Here is a 17,467-nt window from a genome sequence, read left to right as displayed (position 1 = left end):
GGGGACAGGATATGAACCGCACCGAATTCATCATCGCCACCGCGATCATTCTCTTCGTGGCTTTCGCCCTGGGCTGGTTCGCGAGCTGGCTGATCCATCGCCTGACCCGCGTGACCCGCGCCGACATGGGCGAGCTGGAGCAGATGGCGCAAGCGCTGCACGAAGCCGAGGAAACGCGCGATCAGGCGCTCGCCTATTTCGAGCAGCGCGAGGCGGAGCTGACCAACCAGCTCAACCAGTCCGAGGCCGAACTGCGCGCCGCGATGGACGGGCTGCGCGACGCCCGCCACGAGGCCGAGGAACTGCGCGCCTATATCGAGCGGATGCAGCAGGCTTAAGCGGACAAACAGGCCAAGGCGAGAACAAACGAAAAGGGGCGCGATCACTCGCGCCCCTGTTTTTATCCGCTGGCCTTCGGCTGGCCGAATTACCCTTTTACAACCTCAACCGCTTCGAGGATCGCATCGGCGATGTAATCGAGCTCGGGCTGCTTGAGGCGCGCGGGAAGGCGCGTGTCGCAGGCGCGCATCAGCATCGCGCGGGTCTTCGGCAGCTCCGGCACATCGCCGAGGAACTGCCAGTTCCAATAGGCACGCGCGTTATCTTCGCTCAGACCGAAAACCTGTACGCCGACGCCCCGGGCCTTCGCCTCGGTTTGAAGCTTGCGGGCTTCTTCGTCGGTCCACTCGCCCGCGAGGTTGAATTGCAGCGAGTCCGGTGCGCGGGTCTCGGGCCCGAGCGGAGGCGGCACGTCGAGCCAATCGCTCGTGTTCAGCCGCTCCGCGACATAATCGTGGTTCGCGCGGCCGTCGTTCACACGGCGATCCACTTCCGGGATCTGCGGACGGATCACCGCAGCCGAGAGGTTCTGCATCCGGCAGTTATAAAGCGGCAGCTTGTTCTGCCATTGCACGAAGGAGTTTTGCAGGCCGGGGTGTTTCTTCCAGTTATGCTCGTAAGCGCCCGACATGATCACGGCGCGCGCGGCCAGTTCCGGGTCGTCGGTCAGCAGGATGCCGCCCTCGCCCGCGTTGATCAGCTTGTAGGACTGGAAAGAGAGGCAGCCGATCTTGCCGATCGTGCCGATCTTCTTGCCATTCCAGAGCGTCCCGAGCGAATGCGCCGCGTCCTCGATGACCGGCACGCCCTTTTCTTCGGCGAGCTCCATGATCACATCCATGTCGGAGGTGTGTCCGCGCATGTGCGAAATCATCACCGCGTCGATGCTGTCGTCGAACTTGGCGCGGAAATCATCGAGGTCGATCCGGTAATTCGACCCCACCTCGACCAGCACCGGCACGCAATCGGCATGGACAATGGCGGAGGGTACAGCCGCAAAGGTGAAAGCCGGGACCAACACGCGGGCGTCCCGCGGCAGGTCGAGCGCCTTCATCGCGAGGAACAGCGCCTGCGAGCAGGACGACACCGCGACCGCGTATTTCACGCCCATGAACTCTGCAAACTCGGCTTCGAGCCGGGCGACGGGGGCATTCTCCGAGGTGTAGCGGAACAGATCGCCGCTTGCGAGCAGGCGGTCGATCTCGGCGCGGGCGGCCTCGGGGATGGGTTCGGCGTCGTAGCAGTTCGGGGCGATTTGTCCGTCACGCGGCATGGCAAGGTTTCCTGAAACTGATATTTGGGAAACCTTACACTCTCTGTGGATATTTCTCCAGTGACCATTTCATGACGAAATCGAGACCGGGCGGTTTCGTGCCTTAAATGCCCAGCTTGTCGCGCATCGAGAACCACGTCATCGCCGCAACCAGAAGCGGGCTGCGCAGGAGCGCACCGCCCGGGAAGCTCGGCACCTTGAGCCCGGCCATCAGATCGAAACGTTCGGCCTGCCCGGCAACCGCCTCGGCCATGATCTTACCCGCCATCGTGCCCATCGCCACGCCATGGCCAGAGAATCCGCTGGCCGAAAGCGCGTTCTTCAGTGGGCGGGCGAAATAGGGCATCCGGGTGCGAGTGATCGCAAGCGTTCCGCCCCATGCGTAATCAATGCGCACATCGGCAAGGCCCGGATAAACCTCGAGCATCGGCTTGCGTACGGTCGCGACGATATCGGGAAACTTGTAGCCATAGCTCTCCCCACCACCGAAAAGCAGCCGGTTATCCTCGGACAGTCGCCAGTAATTCACCACGAACTTGGTATCGGCCACGGCGATATTGGCGCGCAGCACCTCGTCGACACGATCGCCCAGCGGTTCAGTCGCGAGGATGAAATTGTTGATCGGCATGACGCGGGCAGCCACGCGCGGCGAGAGATCCCCCAGATAGCCATTGGCCGCGAAGATCAGGTGATCGGCATCGACATGGCCATGCTGGGTCTGGATGCGCACCGGCTCTCCGGGGCGGATATGATGAACGAGAGAACTCTCGTGGATCGTCACCCCTGCCTTGTCGCAGGCCAACGCCAGAGCTTGCGCGAAATTGAGCGGATGCAGATGCCCTGCCCCACGATCGAGATCGCCGCCGATATAGGCCTCGGACGGCAGCAGCGCGCGCAGATCCTCGCGATAGAGCGGATCGATCTTGTCATAGCCGTAATCGCGGGCGAGCTTCTCGGCCATCTTGTGCGAATGGGCGACCTCGGTCTCGCTGCGGCAGGCATGGGCGATGCCGGGATGGAAGGTCACCCCCATCTCATGGCGCGCGATCAGATCGCGCACGAGCGCCTTCGCATCTTCACCAATATCCCAAAGCCGATGCGCCATCTCGCGCCCGTGGATCTTCTCCAGCTCGTCCTGTTCGAGCCGCTGACCGGATCCCACCTGACCGCCATTGCGCCCCGAGGCGCCGAAGCCCACGCGATGGGCTTCGAGCAGGATCACCGAAAAGCCTTTCTCGGCCAGGTGCAGAGCCGCCGAAAGCCCGGTGAAACCGCCACCGATCACACAGATATCGGCACGCTGTTGCCCCTTCAGCTCCGGCCAGCGTTTCTTGGTCAGCGCTGTCGCAGCGTAGTAGCTCGGCGGGTGCTCACCCCGGCGGTCATTGGCAAAGAGCAGGTTCATCGGATCACACGTTCAGCAGAAGATGCTCACGCTCCCAGGGCGAGATCACTTGCAGGAATTCCTTGTACTCGTTGCGCTTGACCGCCTCGTAGACGGCGCAGAATTCATGGCCGAGCACATCGCGGATCTTCGCATCCTCCGAGAAGAGATCGAGCGCATCGCCAAGGTTCACCGGCACGTCCTCGGCCGACATATAGGCGTCGCCCAGACATTCGGGCTTCGGCATCTGCTGCTCTTTCAGCCCCAGATAGGCACAGGCGAGCGAGGCCGCGAGCCCGAGATAGGGGTTGCAGTCCATCCCCGCGAGACGGTTCTCGATCCGCCGTGCGGCAGGCCCCGAGATCGGCACGCGCAGCCCCGTCGTGCGGTTGTCGCGGCCCCATTCGAGATTGATGGGTGCGGCGAAATCGGGAACGTAGCGGCGATAGCTGTTCACGTAAGGCGCGAGCAGCGCGATCACCGCCGGAAGATGGGTTTGCAGCCCCGCGATGCAATGCAGGAAGGCCTCGGTCTCGCCGCCCTTTTCATCCGAGAAGATGTTCTCGCCGGTCTCGATGTCGATCACCGATTGGTGGATATGCATCGCCGAACCCGGCTCGCCCTCGATCGGTTTGGCCATGAAGGTCGCGAAGCAATCGTGGCGCAGCGCGGCCTCGCGGATCAGCCGCTTGAAGTAGAAGATCTGGTCGGCCAGCTCGACCGGGTCGCCATGGGCGAGGTTGATCTCGATCTGGCCCGCGCCGCCTTCCTGCAAGATGCCGTCGATCTCGAAGCCCTGAAGTTCGGCGAAATCGTAGATGTCGTCGATCACCTTGCCGTATTCATCGACCGCCGACATCGAATAGGCCTGTTTCGCCGCCGCGCGACGGCCCGAGCGGCCCATCGGCGGGATGATCGGCTGGTTCGGGTCCACGTTGCGCGCGACAAGGAAGAACTCCATTTCGGGCGCGACGACCGGCTTCCAGCCCTCGGCCTCGTAAAGGCTGAGCACGCGCTTGAGGACGTTGCGCGGCGCGATCGGCACCGGGTTGCCCTGCTGGTCCTCGACATCGTGGATGATCTGCAAGGTCCAGTCGGCCGTCCAAGGCGCGGCGGTCGCCGTCGAGAAATCGGGCACGAGGATCATGTCCGGCTCGGTGAAGGCGCCCGAAGGGTTGTCCGTCCACTCGCCGGTGATCGTCTGCAAAAAGATCGAGTTCGGCAGGAAGAACCGGTCCTGGAACTGGAATTTCGACGCGGGCATCGCCTTGCCGCGCGCCACGCCGGCAATGTCGGCGACGATGCACTCCACCTCGTCGAGGCGGCGGCCCTCAAGATAGTCGCGCGCCGCCTGCGGGATACGGTCGGTCCAGTCCTTCATCGAGTTCATCGGTCAGCTTTCCGGGCGCGCCTGCGCCCTTTCCTGTAGAAAGAAATCGGCGATCCGCGCAGCCATTCGTGCCGAGCCATTGGGAGAACCGAGCTTCGCGCGCGCCGCCTCCATCAGATTATCCGGCACCACGCCGCGCCCGCGCGTGTCCATCAGCCCTTCCACGAAAGTATCGCGGAACTCGGGATGGGGCTGCACGGTGAATATCGTATCGCCATAAACGAGCGCCGGATAGGCGCAGAAATCATTGCCCGCGACAGGCGTGGCGCCGGGCGGCAGCTTGGTCACCTGATCCTGATGCCAGGCGTTGAGCGTCACCGTCTCGCCGTCGAAATCATAGTCCTGCGGACCCACGGCCCAGCCGCCCGCGAATTTCTCGACCTCGCCGCCAAGCGCCTGCGCGATGATCTGGTGGCCAAAGCAGATCCCCACCATCGGCACTTTCGCCTCATGCGCCTTGCGGATGAAATCCTCCAGCGGCGGGATGAAGGGGTGCTCCTCATAGGCGCCGTGGCGCGAGCCGGTGATCAGCCATCCCTCGCACTCATGCACGTCTTTCGGGAACTGCATATGCTCGACATCATAGCGCGCGAACGTCAGCCCGCGCCCTGCCAGAAGGGTTTCGAACATGTCGGGATAGTCACCCGCCTGATCGCGCAGCACGTCAGGGGATTGGCCGGTTTGAAGGATGCCGATACGCATGAAAGGTCCGCTCGTAAGCTCTTTTGAGCGGAGCGTAGTGCGGGGCGGGTAGCGCGGCAAGGGGGACCGCGCCGATCCCGGCGTCAAGTCACGCGCAAGAGGCGTTCAAGGCTTACGCTTGCGGAAAATCTGCTCACGCCCGATACGGTCGAGCAATTCGCGCGTCGCTTCGGTGCCGAAATGCGGCCGATGCGCGAGATCGGGCAGACGCGCCGAGATCTCCGTGCCAAGCTCCTCGGGCAGAAGCGACAACGTCGCCTCCGACACCATCAGGCTCTCGACCGGAATACCCTCGGCATAGATGATCTCGTGGCGCTCGAAGACCAGCGCATAGTAATCGACGAACCCACCCTCGCGGCGCCAGACATTCTCGTCATCGACAAGATGCTTGGCCTGCACGAGGATCTCGGAAGTATCGGCCAGCTTCTGCTTGCCGCGCCGGTAGAGAAAGACCCGGTGATGCGGCGAGACCACCAGATCGCCCTCATTTCCCAAGACGCCCGCCGAGATCACAACGGGCGCAAAACTTCCCAGAGCACGCATCGTGGCCTTGGCGACGAGCTGCACCGGTTGCGGGCCGTTGTCGCGCGTCAGCACCCGATCACCGGCCTTGAGCTGTTCGATCGGCATCTGCGCCCCGCCCGCGAGCGTGATCATCGTGCCGGTCGTGAACGCCACACAGACCAGATCCACGAGCTGAACCTCGCCCGGGTCGTCGCTGGCCTCCAGCAGCGTGTAGTCGAGCCGTGGGGCGATCGGCGAAAGCGGCAGCGCGAAGTGGCGGCCTTGCGGGTCATGCCGGATCAGCAGCACGTCGACCGTGTCGCCATCGGGCGTCATCATCAGATGCCGCGCAACGAGGATCAGAGGATCGCCCTGCGCACCAAACTCGGACCCCTCGACCACCTCCGCCTGCGCACCGCTCTGTGCGAGGATCAGCTTGCGCGGCATGGCCTGACGGTCGAGCTGGTAAATATCGCCCGGTTCGCAGGTCTCCGCCGGCCCAAGCCCGTCGCCCTGATTGGCGCCCGAAGTCACCCAGATATCCTCGGCGTCGAAGACATGGACGGTCTGGCTGGGCTTCGTCACGCGCGCTCCCCTCGCCCGTTCGGGCGTCCTGCGTGGGTATTTGTCTTCGCTTACCGCCCTGCCCGCCCCAGGGTCAAGCAATGTTGCATGCAAGCGCCTGTGCATGGATGCGCTTGCCGCCCGGGCGGGGCAAGCTATTGTGCAGCCAAACCCGGCCGCGGCCGGACTGACAGGAGAGGAGCGCGAAATGGATCTCGGGATCAGAGGCCGCAAGGCAATCGTTTGTGCAAGCTCGAAAGGGCTCGGGCGGGGCTGCGCGATGGCGCTGGCCGAGGCGGGGGTCGACCTGGTCCTCAATGCGCGCGGTGCCGATGCGCTGGCCGCGACCGCCAATGACATCGAGGCTGCGACCGGCGTCTCGGTCATTCCCGTCGCCGCCGATATCACCACCCCCGAAGGCCGCGCGGCCGTGCTCGACGCGGCAGGCGCGGTGGATATCCTCGTGACCAATGCGGGGGGGCCGCCCCCGGGCATGTGGACCGACTGGTCGCGCGAAGATTTCATCAAGGCGCTCGATGCGAACATGCTGGCCCCGATCGCGATGATGCAGGCAACGCTTCCGGGCATGATCGAGCGCGGCTGGGGCCGCGTCGTCAACATCACCTCGCAATCGGTGCGCGCGCCGATCTCTGCGCTGGGTCTGTCGAACGCCGCGCGCTCCGGCCTCACCGGTTTCGTCGCGGGCACCGCGCGTCAGGTCGCCCCGCATGGCGTGAACATCAACAACCTGCTGCCGGGCATCCACGCCACCGACCGCGCGATCTCGCTCGACACGGGCGTTGCGAAAGCGAAGGGGATCAGCCTCGAGGAGGCGAAAGCCGAGCGTTGCGCCACCATCCCCGCCCGCCGCTACGGCACGCCCGAGGAGTTCGGCGCGACCTGCGCTTTCATGTGCTCGGTCCATGCCGGCTTCATGATCGGCCAGAACGTGATGCTTGACGGCGGCGCCAACAATATCTCGATCTGAGCGCGCTTGCATGAGAGGCGGGGGGCTGGTATCCCCGCCCCAAATGTCCGAGTGTTTTAATCGAGATTAAACGACGTGAGCGCAACCCCGATCCCACCGCGCCTCGAGGTGCAATCGCTGCGGCGGGTCTTCGATGGCCAGCCCGTGGTCGACGATGTCTCCTTCTCGATCCCGGCGGGACAAGTCACCTGCCTGCTCGGCCCTTCCGGGTGCGGCAAATCCACGACGCTACGCATGATCGCGGGCGTGGACATGCAAGACGCGGGCCGGATCTTCGTCGACGGCAAGCTGATTTGTGACACCGTGTTTCGGGTCCCGCCCGAGCGTCGCGCGATCGGGCTGATGTTTCAGGACTTCGCGCTCTTTCCCCATCTCACCGTAGCCGAGAACGTGGGCTTTGGCCTCAAGGGCAGCGCCGCGGAGAAACGCGCCCGCGTCGAGGAACTGCTCGGCAAGGTCCGCCTGACGCGCCATGCGAACAGCTACCCGCATGCCCTTTCGGGCGGCGAACAGCAGCGCGTGGCCCTGGCACGCGCGCTGGCCCCGCGCCCCGGGATCTTGCTGATGGACGAGCCCTTCTCCGGTCTGGATGAGCGTCTTCGCGACGATATCCGCGACGATACGCTGGCGCTTTTGAAAGACGAAGGTACGGCCGTTCTGCTTGTCACGCACGAGCCGCATGAAGCGATGCGCATGGCCGACGAGATCTTGCTGATGCGCTCGGGCAAGATCGTGCAGCGGGGCGCGCCCTACAATCTCTACAACGCGCCGGTGGACCGCGCGGCAGCCGCTTTCTTTTCCGATATCAACGTGTTGAAGGGGCGCGTGCAGGGCGCACTCACCCCGACGCCCTTCGGTGATTTCCTGACCCCGGGCCATGCGGACGGAACCGAGATCGACATCGTGATCCGCCCCCAGCACCTCAAGATCGACTTCGATCGCGCAGGGCGCGGCCCCAACCCCACACCGCAGGACGGCACACCCGCGCGCGGCATCGTCGAACGCGCCCGCTTCCTCGGCCGCGAGAGCCTTGTCGAGTTCCGGATGGAGTTCGACGGCTCGATCCTGCGCGCCAGCGTGCCCAATGTTTTCCTTCCCAAACCCGGCACGCCGATGTGGCTCATGATCCGCCGCGACCGCTGCTTCGTCTTCGCCGCCTGAGCCGGAAAATCGCGATCCTGCGCGGATGTTAACGCGGCTGAAAGCCTCCCCGCCCTAGTCTGCCCGCAAGCATCCCCGAAAGGGGTCTGAAAAGGGGGCAGACCGAATGCTGTCGAATTGCGCGCAACAGGATCGCCTGGACGGCGTTCGCATCATCGCCCTGGTGATGGGGCTTATCATTGTGGCGGGTACCGCTCACAACTTTCTCGTGTCTGCCGAGACCAGCGCGCCCGCGCTTCATCCGTTCTCCGCTCTGGGATATCTCAGCATCGCGATCAGCTTGCTCGTGCAGTCTGGTCGCCCTCTCGCCCCGCCCTACTGGCTTCGGGTGCAACAGATCGTCGTACTGTGCTTCATGGCCGAAAGGCTGATCGAGGCATTCATTCCAGGCTGGCCACGCCTCGTCACCTCCGAGGTCGTCGAAAGCCTGAACGACCGATATCATTTCAACGGGCGCCTCTCCGTCGAAACCGCGATGGGACTCTTCTCGCTTCATCTGGCCATGTTTCTCGCCCCCTCCAGCCTCGGCGCGGGGGTTCTCGCCTATTTCGGCGCGCTCTGCCTGGGGATTTTCGTGATCTACCAGTTCGGTTTCGGAATCCTGCTGTTTCACGGGCAGTTCTCCATGGCCTCGCTCGGCTCGCTTTTATTTGCTCTGGCCGGTGTCAGCCTGCTGCTGCGTAAAAACGGCTATTTGCGGCCCTTCTTTTCGCATCGCAGCCACGGAATAGCGATGCGCGCCCTGCTGTTCGTCTCAGTGGCGGCGCCCTTCATCGGCGGCGTGGTCTTCATCGAAATTCAGCACCCCGATCCTCGCGGCATCTTCGCCCTTCAATTGCTGTTTTCTTCCTTCAGCGCGCTTTTCGTCGGCCTCCTCTTGCTCTTGGGGCGTCAGATCAACACCGACGCACGCCGGATCGAGCGGGTCACCAAACATGACCCCCTGACCGGTGCGCTCAGCCGACAGGGATTGCGCGACATCCTCTCCGACACCGATCCATTTGGCGGGGCAATCCTCGTCGACGTGGATCATCTCAAGGCGATCAACGAGCGCTTCGGATATGCACAGGGGGATCGCGTTCTGATCTGGCTGGCGGAGATCTTGAACAGGCTCTTTCCTGCGGAGGTGCCCGTCACGCGCTGGGGCGACGGCGAGTTCCTGATCCTGACCGCCGAGGCCGATGACAAGACGCTCGAGCGCCACGCGACCCTGATCCAGCGCGCCGTTGCGGCGATGGATCCGCTCGCATTGGAGGGGGCGCAGTTTCACGTCACCGTTTCAATCGGTTATTCCGCCATCGACCCCTCGCAGGAGGCTGATATTCATGCCGCCCTCGGCCGCGCCGAGGGCGCGCTCTACACCGCGAAGCGGACCGGCCGAAACCAGAGTTGCTCGGCGCAAGGCGAATACTGCATCCGGCGCGCCACGATCGAGGAGCTCGTGGCCTGAGACCTGCACGGATCTGGAACGATATCTGACCAGAATGGCCGGGGGCCGCGCACGGCCCGCACAATCAGCCGCCCTGACGCGCCGCCCGGCCGCCACGACGCTTACGCAGACGCGGGGCACGGCTCGGAAGCTCTTCCATCACCGCGCGCCGTGCCTCGGGTGTCATGCGCGACCACATGCCGATCTCTTCAAGCGTGCGGAGGCAGCCCACGCAAAGACGTTCCTCGGGATGGATCTGGCACAGCTTTACGCAAGGGCTCTCGATCTCGGCGCGCTTCCACAGCTCGTCACCAGCCCGCGGGGTATCCTGCTCGCTCATGCCGCCCCCAGATAGCGCAGCCGGTCGAGCGCGCCTTGCAGAATGAACCCTGCCGCAACGTGGTCGATCGCCTCGGCGCGCTTGGCCCGCGACATGTCCGCCTCAAGCATCGCACGCTCAGCCGCAACGGTCGAAAGCCGCTCATCCCAGAAGGAGATCGGCAGATCCGTGAGCTTCTCGAGATTGCGTGCAAAGGCCCGCGTCGCCTGACAGCGTGGCCCTTCCGTACCGTCCATATTCTTCGGCAGACCCAGGATCAGCCCCTTCAGGTCGCGCTCGGCCACGATCGCCAGAAGCGCCTCGGCATCGAGCCCGAACTTGCGCCGCTTGATCGTCTTGAGCGGCGTCGCGACCGAGCGCAGCCCGTCCGACACCGCGACGCCGATGGTCTTTGTGCCCAGGTCGAGACCCGCCACCGCGCCCGCGCGCGGCAACGCCTCGGCCAGCGCCTCCATCGTGTCACAGATCATTCGGCCACACCGGCGCGCTGCGCCGCGAGCTGAACCTGCGCCAGCGCATCAGGGTCATCGGCCAGCGCCTGCTGCGCCTCGCCCCAGGCTTCCTTGGCGCGATCGACCTCACCCAGAGTGGCCAGCGACGAGATCACCCGCGCCCATTCCGCCGGCGTGCCGCCCTCGGTGGTCAGCCGGTCAAACAGCCCATCGACCATGCCCTGGATCATCTGCTGACGATCCTCGGGGCTCATCGAGGCCGCATCCTTCATCTGCTCGGCGGTCGGGCCCGGCATCATCGGCGCGGCTTGCGCCGGAGCCGCCGGAGCGCCACCCTCATCCTGCAACGCCTTGCCAGCGGGCGCCTTATGCGCCGCGTCGATCTTCGCGAGATCCTCGGGTCGGGAGGCGAACTTGCCCTTCGCCTCGCCATAGACCGCATCGGCGCGATCCACCTCGCCGATCATCCGCAGCGAGGAAATCAGCCGCGCCCAATCGTCGGCCGAACCGCCCTCCTGCGCGAGCCGGTCGTTGAGCTGCTCGACCATGCCGCGGATCATCTGCTGGCGCTCGGCCGGGGTCATGTCGGCGGCGGCCGCGATATCGGCCTGGCTGGGCCCGACCCCGCGCGGCATCGGCGGCGTGTAATCGCTCTCGCCTGCAAGCCAAGCCAACTCGTTGATGTTCTGGCGGATCATCGGCACCCAAGGGTCGCTGTTTTCGGAATTGCGCAACAGCCCGTCCCAGATCCGGAACGCCCGATCGCCGCGGGCATTCTGCGCCATCATCAGCCCGACATAATAAAGCGACAGCCCGTTCTTGGGATCTTTCTGAAGCGCCGATGCGAAGGTCTTCTCCGCCTCGGAGGTGATCAAACCACCCGCCGCAACAACCATGAGCTCTCCGAGTTGCGCATAATCGTCCGCGCTCGCCTGATCGCCCTTGAGCGCAACAAGACGCTGCTGCGCCTTCCAAGCCGCATCGAAATTGCCCATCGCCGCCTCATTGCGCGCGAGCAACTCAAGCCCTTTCGGATCGTTGGGATTTTTCGCGACCGCATCGCGCAGCCGCTGCATCAATTCGGCGAATTTCGGATCGGACTGAGGCTGGTCGAGCTGACGCGCCTTGGCCATCTTCTCGGCCTCTTCCTGCGAAGGGCGGCTGTCATAGAGCTTGTCGGCATTCTGGAACCGCATTGCGAGCGGCTGATCTTCATAACCCTCCGCCCCGATGCGCCCGTAAAGCCAGAATGCTCCGCCGAAAATCACGGCCCCGCCAATCACCAGCGCAATCGTCGCCGCTTTCGGCGCCATCGACAGATCCGAGCCAGCCTGCGCCTTGCGATCGGCCTCGAGCATCCGGCGCGAGATTTCCAACTTGGCGCGCTCCGCCTCTTCTCGCGAAGTCACGCCGCGTTCCACATCGCGGTCAAGATCACGCAGCTGATCGCGATAGACCTGTACGTCGTAGGAGGCAGCCGGTGCCATGTCGTCATCTTCGCGCCCGCGCCACAGGGCGAGTGCAAACAACAGTGCGATGACCGCTACGAGCGCGGCGGCAATGATCCAGAACAGCATGGCGTCTCCTCTTCCTTCGCCCCCATTTAGGCGCTTTGGGCGACAGCCGAAAGGGTCAAGCGCGCGAATGGAACCCGATGTCGCAGCCGTATGTCGCTTTTTTCCCTGCGATGCCGCAACAGGGGGGCTTTCACCCGCCGGGCCGGTCCATCACAAGGGTGGGGAGAGTCGGTCAACCACCAGCCCGGGGGCGCGGACATGAAACGCTATTCAATCTTTGCCGTCGCACGCGAGGCGCTGCGCTATCATAGCGGTTGGGAGCGCGCCTGGCGCTCGCCAGAGCCGAAGAAACGCTACAAGGTTATCGTTGTGGGCGCAGGCGGCCACGGGCTCGCCACGGCCTACTATCTCGGCAAGGTCCACGGCATCACCGATGTCGCGGTGATCGAGAAAGGCTGGCTGGGCGGCGGCAATACCGGCCGCAACACGACGATCATCCGCTCGAACTACCTGCAGGATCCCTCCGCCGCGATCTACGAAAAGGCCCGCGCGCTTTATGAGGATCTGAGCCAGGATCTTAACTATAATGTGATGTTCTCGCCGCGTGGTCTGCTGATGCTGGGCCAGACCGAGCACGAGGTCCGCGGCTACAAGCGCACGGTGCACGCAAACCGCCTGCAGGGAATCGACACCGAATGGATCGGGCCTCAGCAGGTCAAGGATCTGGTGCCGATCATCAATATCGAAGGGCCGCGCTACCCGGTGCTCGGCGCTCTGCTGCAAAAGCGTGGCGGCACCGCGCGCCACGACGCGGTCGCCTGGGGCTATGCGCGGGCCTGTTCGGCGATGGGCATGGACATCATCCAGAAATGCGAAGTGACCGGCGTGCGCACCGAGGGCGGCAAGGTGCAGGGCATCTCGACCTCCAAGGGCGAGATCGACTGCGAGCAACTCGCCATCGTCGTCGCGGGGCACTCCTCGGTCATGGCCGAGATGGCGGGCTTCCGCCTGCCGATCGAGAGCGTGGCGCTGCAGGCCTGGGTCTCCGAGCCGATCAAACCTTGCATGGACGTGGTCGTGATGGCCAACACCGTGCACGGCTACATGTCGCAATCCGACAAGGGCGAGATGGTGATCGGCGGCGGCACGGACGGCTTCAACAACTACACCCAGCGCGGCTCGTGGCACCATGTCGAGGAAACCACCCGCGCGCTGGTCGAGACCTTCCCGATCATCTCGCGCCTGAAGATGCTGCGCCAATGGGGCGGCATCGTGGACATGACCGGCGACCGCTCGCCGATCCTGTCGAAAACGCCGGTCGAGGGCATCTTCGTCAATTGCGGCTGGGGCACGGGCGGGTTCAAGGCGATCCCGGGCTCGGGCTTTGCCATGGCCGAGCTGATCGCGCGCGGCCACTCGCCGCTGACCGACGAATTCGGCCTCGATCGCTTCAAGGAAGGCCGCTTCATCGACGAAAGCGTCGCCGCCGGGGTGGCGCACTGATGGCTGCCCGCACCGCTTCCAATTGCTCCAAATATCCTGCGGGGGTCCGGGGGTGCAAAACCCCCGGCGCTCTCCACCAAGAGGTGCCTCCGACATGCTGACCCTCACCTGTCCCTGCTGCGGCGTCACCGCCGAAGAAACCGAATTCGCCCCGGGCGGCGAAGCGCATCTCAAGCGCTTCGGGCCGGGCTCCAGCGATGACGATTTCGAGGGCTACCTGTTCGCCCGCAAGAACCCCAAGGGCGTCCATTTCGAACGCTGGCGGCATGCCTATGGCTGCGGCAAGTGGTTCCTCGCCGCCCGCGACACCAACACGCTCGAGGTTTTCGCCACCTACAAGGCGCAAACCTCCGAGCCGCCCGCCGATGTGATCGCGAAGATCAAAGCGAAACGCCCCGACTGGGAGGGCTATAAATGAGCACGCGTCTTTCCAAGGGCGGCCGTCTGATCGACCGCGCGAAACCGCTCGCCTTCACCTTCAACGGCAAGCCGATGCGCGGCTTTGCGGGCGATACGCTGGCCTCGGCCCTGCTGGGCGGCGGTCAGGTCATGGTGGGCCGCTCGTTCAAGTATCACCGTCCGCGTGGCATCGTGGCGTCGGGCGCAGAAGAGCCGAACGCGCTCGTGGGCCTCGGTCGTAACGCGCGGTTCGAGCCCGATCAACGCACCACCACGACCGAGCTGTTCGAGGGCGCCGAGACCACCAGCCAGAACCACTGGCCGAGCCTCGAGTTCGATATCGGCGAGATCAACAACACCTTCTACAAATTCCTGCCCGCAGGCTTCTACTACAAGACCTTCATGGCCCCGCGCGCGGCGTGGAAACACCTGTTCGAACCGGTGATCCGCAAATCCGCAGGTCTCGGCGGCGTGCCGAAAGAGGCCGATCCCGATCGCTACGAACAGGTCTATGCCCATTGCGACGTGCTCGTCGTTGGCGGCGGCGTGGCGGGTCTTGCCGCAGCGCTCAAGGAGGGCCGCGCGGGCAAGCGCGTCTGGCTGATCGAGCAGACCCCGAACTGGGGCGGGCGCACGCCCGTCGATGGCGGTCAGATCGACGGCCACGATGCGCAGGACTGGATCGACAGCGCACTGGCCGAACTGTCCTCGATGGAGAATGTCACGATGCGCACCCGCCTGATGGCGGCGGGCCTGCACGATCATGGCTATGTCATCGGCTACGAAAACCTCGCCGACACCACCCCCGGCGATGGCCGTCCGCGTCACCGTCTCTGGCGCATCCGCGCGGGTCACACGATCACCGCGACCGGCGCGATCGAACGCCCGCTGGCCTTCGCGGGCAATGACGTGCCCGGCGTGATGTTGGCCTCGGCGGTGCGCGATTACATCGTGAACTGGGCGGTCTCGCCCGGCGATCGCACGGTGATCGTGACCAATAATGACGACGCCTATCGCACGGCGCTGGCGATCCTCGATGCGGGGCTGACGGTCTCGGCGGTGATCGATGCGCGCGAGGAAACGCATGGTGCGCTGCCGCAGGCGGTGAAAGCGCGCGGCGTGCGCGTGCTCGAAGGGCGCGGCATTGCGAAGGTGCAGGGCCGCAAGCATGTGACCGGCGTCGAGATCTGCGCGCAGGCCGGCGAAGGCGGTGCGGTCGAGACGATCGCCTGCGATTGCGTCGCGATGTCGGGCGGCTGGTCGCCGGTCGTGCATCTGTGGTCCCATTGCGGCGGCAAGCTGACCTGGGACGACGACCGCGCGATGTTCCGCCCCGACGCGGCGCGTCCGCCCACCGGCGCGGATGGCTCCGCGATGGCCACGGTCGTTGGTGCCGCCAATGGCGATCTGACCCTGCCCGAGACGATGGGCGGTCTGGGTATCGGCGCGGTCTCCGAGGACGAGGCGCCGCTCGCGCAGGTCTGGATGATGCCCGCAGGCGCCCCCGATGCGCTGCGCTTCAAGAGCTTCCTCGATTATCAGAACGACGTGAAGGTCTCGGATGTGCAACTGGCAGCCCGCGAGGGCTACGAGTCGGTCGAGCACACCAAGCGCTATACCACGCTCGGCATGGCGACCGATCAGGGGAAACTCAGCAATATCAACGGGCTCGCGGTGCTTTCCAATGCGCTTGGCCAGCCGATCCCCGCGACGGGCACGACCACCTTCCGCCCGCCCTATACGCCGATCTCGCTGGGTGCCGTGACGGCGGAGGCGAAGGGCGAGCTGTTCCAGCCGCTTCGCCGCACGCCGATGCAATCCTGGCACGAGGCCAAGGGCGCGCATTGGGAGCCCGTCGGCCACTGGCGTCGTCCCTATTGCTACCCGCGCAGTGGCGAGACCCATCGCAACGCGGTCAATCGCGAGATCTCCAATACCCGCAAGAATGTCGGGCTTCTCGACGCCTCGACGCTGGGCAAGATCGTGGTGAAAGGGCCGGACGCGGGGAAATTCCTCGACATGCTCTACACCAACATGATGTCGACCCTGCCGGTGGGCAAATGCCGCTACGGGCTGATGTGCAACGAGAACGGCTTCCTGATGGATGACGGGGTCGTGGCGCGTCTGTCCGAGGACACGTGGCTCTGCCACACCACCTCGGGCGGGGCGGATCGCATCCACGGATGGATGGAAGACTGGCTGCAATGCGAGTGGTGGGACTGGAAGGTCTATGTGGCCAACCTGACCGAGCAATTCGCGCAGATCGCCGTGGTCGGCCCGAAGGCACGCGATCTGCTCGAACGTCTGGGCGGCATGGATGTCAGCAAGGAGACGCTGCCCTTCATGCAATGGACCGAGGGCAAGCTGGGCACGTTCGACGCGCGCATCTTCCGCATCTCCTTCTCGGGGGAACTCAGCTACGAGATCGCCGTGCCCGCCTCTCAGGGCCTCGCGCTCTGGGAGACGCTGATGGCCGAGGGCGAGGCGCTTGGCGTGATGCCCTACGGCACCGAGGCACTGCACGTGATGCGCGCCGAGAAGGGCTTCATCATGATCGGCGACGAGACCGACGGCACGGTAATCCCACAGGATCTGGGCCTGAACTGGGCGATCTCGAAGAAGAAGACCGACTACCTCGGCAAGCGTGCGCAGGAGCGGTCACATATGACCGACCCGAACCGCTGGAAGCTGGTGGGTCTCGAGACGCTCGACGGCTCGGTGATCCCCGATGGCAGCCACGCGCCCGCCGAAGGGTTCAACGCCAACGGGCAGCGCAAAACCCAGGGCCGTGTGACCTCGACCTATTACTCGCCAACGATCGGCAAGGGGATCGCGATGGGTCTGGTGCTCAACGGTCCCGACCGGATGGGCGAGGAGATCGAGTTCACCGGCGAGAGCGACGCGATGATCAAGGTGCGGATCGTGGATCCGGTCTTCTACGACAAGGACGGGGAGAAGCAGAATGTCTGATGCTGTCAGCGCCCTTCAGGGCGAAACCCATGAAGGCTTCGCCACCGTCGCCGAGACCGGTCTGGTGGGCATGATCACCATCCGCTGCGATCTGGGCTCCAAAGGGCTCGCCAAGGCGCTTAAGGCCGAGGGCCTGCCCGTGCCGGATGCGCGCCGGATCGAGACGGTCGAGGGCCGCTCGATCGCCTGGATGAGCCCGGACGAGCTTCTGCTGATCTGTGCGCATGACGAGGCGCCTGCGCTGACTGAGCGCCTCTCCACGGCGCTCTCGGGCGAGCACGCGCTGGTCGTCAATGTCTCCGATGCCCGCGCGATGTTCACTATCCGTGGCGAGAAGGCCGATCAGGTGGTGATGAAACTGTCGCCCGCCGATATCGCGACCCTGCCCACGGGCGAGATCCGCCGCTCGCGCACAGCCCAAGTGGCCGCGGCCTTCTGGCGCTCGGACTCGGACACCATCTCACTTGTGTCTTTCCGCTCCGTCGCCGGCTATGTTATGGGTTTGCTTGAAGTTTCCGCCCGTGAGGGCAGCGAGTTGTTTTAACCATAGGC

The 17,467-nt window shown here is 64.7% G+C and carries 16 protein-coding genes; 8 read left to right on the top strand and 8 right to left on the bottom strand.

The genetic code is table 11. The annotated features are described in order from the left end of the window. Window positions 1–11: 11 nt before the first annotated feature. Complete coding sequence (locus TP2_RS17515; RefSeq protein WP_038080173.1) at window positions 12–338, top strand: hypothetical protein; 327 nt, start codon at window positions 12–14, stop codon at window positions 336–338. Between the two features lie 89 nt (window positions 339–427). Here the strand turns inward: TP2_RS17515 and TP2_RS17510 are convergent, their stop codons facing one another. The 5 genes from TP2_RS17510 to TP2_RS17490 form a co-directional block, all read right to left on the bottom strand. Further along, window positions 428–1,612 carry a DegT/DnrJ/EryC1/StrS family aminotransferase gene (locus TP2_RS17510; protein ID WP_038080170.1) on the bottom strand — a complete coding sequence of 395 codons (1,185 nt, stop codon included), beginning with the start codon at window positions 1,610–1,612 and terminating at the stop codon, window positions 428–430. Window positions 1,613–1,715: 103 nt separating this feature from the next. Continuing rightward, window positions 1,716–3,017: an NAD(P)/FAD-dependent oxidoreductase gene (locus TP2_RS17505; protein ID WP_038080168.1), complete on the bottom strand. Its 1,302-nt coding sequence runs from the start codon at window positions 3,015–3,017 to the stop codon at window positions 1,716–1,718. A 4-nt stretch (window positions 3,018–3,021) separates the two neighbouring features. Further along, window positions 3,022–4,377 (bottom strand): glutamine synthetase family protein, encoded by a 1,356-nt coding sequence (locus tag TP2_RS17500; RefSeq protein ID WP_038080317.1) that lies wholly within the window; start codon window positions 4,375–4,377, stop codon window positions 3,022–3,024. A 12-nt stretch (window positions 4,378–4,389) separates the two neighbouring features. Beyond that, a complete protein-coding gene (locus TP2_RS17495) occupies window positions 4,390–5,088 on the bottom strand; it encodes a type 1 glutamine amidotransferase (RefSeq protein ID WP_038080166.1) in 699 nt (232 codons plus the stop codon). 105 nt (window positions 5,089–5,193) lie between these two features. Beyond that, a complete protein-coding gene (locus TP2_RS17490) occupies window positions 5,194–6,177 on the bottom strand; it encodes a Hint domain-containing protein (RefSeq protein WP_038080164.1) in 984 nt (327 codons plus the stop codon). Between the two features lie 187 nt (window positions 6,178–6,364). Here TP2_RS17490 and TP2_RS17485 point away from each other — a divergent pair, with 187 nt between their 5' ends. From TP2_RS17485 to TP2_RS18150, 3 genes are all read left to right on the top strand, one after another. After that, window positions 6,365–7,144, top strand: a complete 780-nt coding sequence (locus TP2_RS17485; RefSeq protein ID WP_038080161.1) for an SDR family oxidoreductase — start codon at window positions 6,365–6,367, stop codon at window positions 7,142–7,144. A 75-nt stretch (window positions 7,145–7,219) separates the two neighbouring features. Then, window positions 7,220–8,305, top strand: a complete 1,086-nt coding sequence (locus tag TP2_RS17480) for an ABC transporter ATP-binding protein (protein WP_038080159.1) — start codon at window positions 7,220–7,222, stop codon at window positions 8,303–8,305. Window positions 8,306–8,411: 106 nt separating this feature from the next. Further along, the gene (locus TP2_RS18150) at window positions 8,412–9,755 is read left to right on the top strand and encodes a GGDEF domain-containing protein (protein ID WP_051692831.1); all 1,344 of its coding nucleotides are present in this window, start codon (window positions 8,412–8,414) and stop codon (window positions 9,753–9,755) included. Between the two features lie 64 nt (window positions 9,756–9,819). On the opposite strand, the gene TP2_RS17470 is transcribed toward TP2_RS18150, so the two are convergent. The 3 genes from TP2_RS17470 to ccmI are packed head-to-tail and all read right to left on the bottom strand — an operon-like array spanning window position 9,820 to window position 12,103. After that, a complete protein-coding gene (locus TP2_RS17470) occupies window positions 9,820–10,074 on the bottom strand; it encodes a DUF1289 domain-containing protein (protein WP_038080157.1) in 255 nt (84 codons plus the stop codon). Further along, window positions 10,071–10,544 carry a Holliday junction resolvase RuvX gene (gene ruvX, locus TP2_RS17465; RefSeq protein WP_038080154.1) on the bottom strand — a complete coding sequence of 158 codons (474 nt, stop codon included), beginning with the start codon at window positions 10,542–10,544 and terminating at the stop codon, window positions 10,071–10,073. The genes TP2_RS17470 and ruvX overlap by 4 nt, the downstream gene beginning before the upstream one ends. Continuing rightward, window positions 10,541–12,103, bottom strand: a complete 1,563-nt coding sequence (gene ccmI / locus TP2_RS17460) for a c-type cytochrome biogenesis protein CcmI (protein ID WP_084714470.1) — start codon at window positions 12,101–12,103, stop codon at window positions 10,541–10,543. The genes ruvX and ccmI overlap by 4 nt, the downstream gene beginning before the upstream one ends. A 198-nt stretch (window positions 12,104–12,301) precedes the next feature. Here ccmI and TP2_RS17455 point away from each other — a divergent pair, with 198 nt between their 5' ends. The 4 genes from TP2_RS17455 (at window position 12,302) to TP2_RS17440 (ending at window position 17,459) form a co-directional block, all read left to right on the top strand. Then, window positions 12,302–13,546 carry a sarcosine oxidase subunit beta family protein gene (locus TP2_RS17455; protein WP_038080151.1) on the top strand — a complete coding sequence of 415 codons (1,245 nt, stop codon included), beginning with the start codon at window positions 12,302–12,304 and terminating at the stop codon, window positions 13,544–13,546. A 94-nt stretch (window positions 13,547–13,640) separates the two neighbouring features. Then, window positions 13,641–13,964, top strand: coding sequence for a sarcosine oxidase subunit delta (locus TP2_RS17450; RefSeq protein WP_038080148.1), 324 nt, complete (start codon window positions 13,641–13,643; stop codon window positions 13,962–13,964). Further along, a complete protein-coding gene (locus tag TP2_RS17445) occupies window positions 13,961–16,915 on the top strand; it encodes a sarcosine oxidase subunit alpha family protein (protein ID WP_038080146.1) in 2,955 nt (984 codons plus the stop codon). The genes TP2_RS17450 and TP2_RS17445 overlap by 4 nt, the downstream gene beginning before the upstream one ends. Continuing rightward, complete coding sequence (locus TP2_RS17440) at window positions 16,908–17,459, top strand: sarcosine oxidase subunit gamma (RefSeq protein WP_038080144.1); 552 nt, start codon at window positions 16,908–16,910, stop codon at window positions 17,457–17,459. The genes TP2_RS17445 and TP2_RS17440 overlap by 8 nt, the downstream gene beginning before the upstream one ends. Window positions 17,460–17,467: the final 8 nt, after the last annotated feature.

It is taken from the genome of Thioclava pacifica DSM 10166 (assembly GCF_000714535.1).
In the GTDB taxonomy this organism is placed as follows: domain Bacteria; phylum Pseudomonadota; class Alphaproteobacteria; order Rhodobacterales; family Rhodobacteraceae; genus Thioclava; species Thioclava pacifica.
The sequence above is the reverse complement of the archived record's forward strand: the minus strand, read 5'-3'. Positions and strand labels throughout refer to the sequence as shown.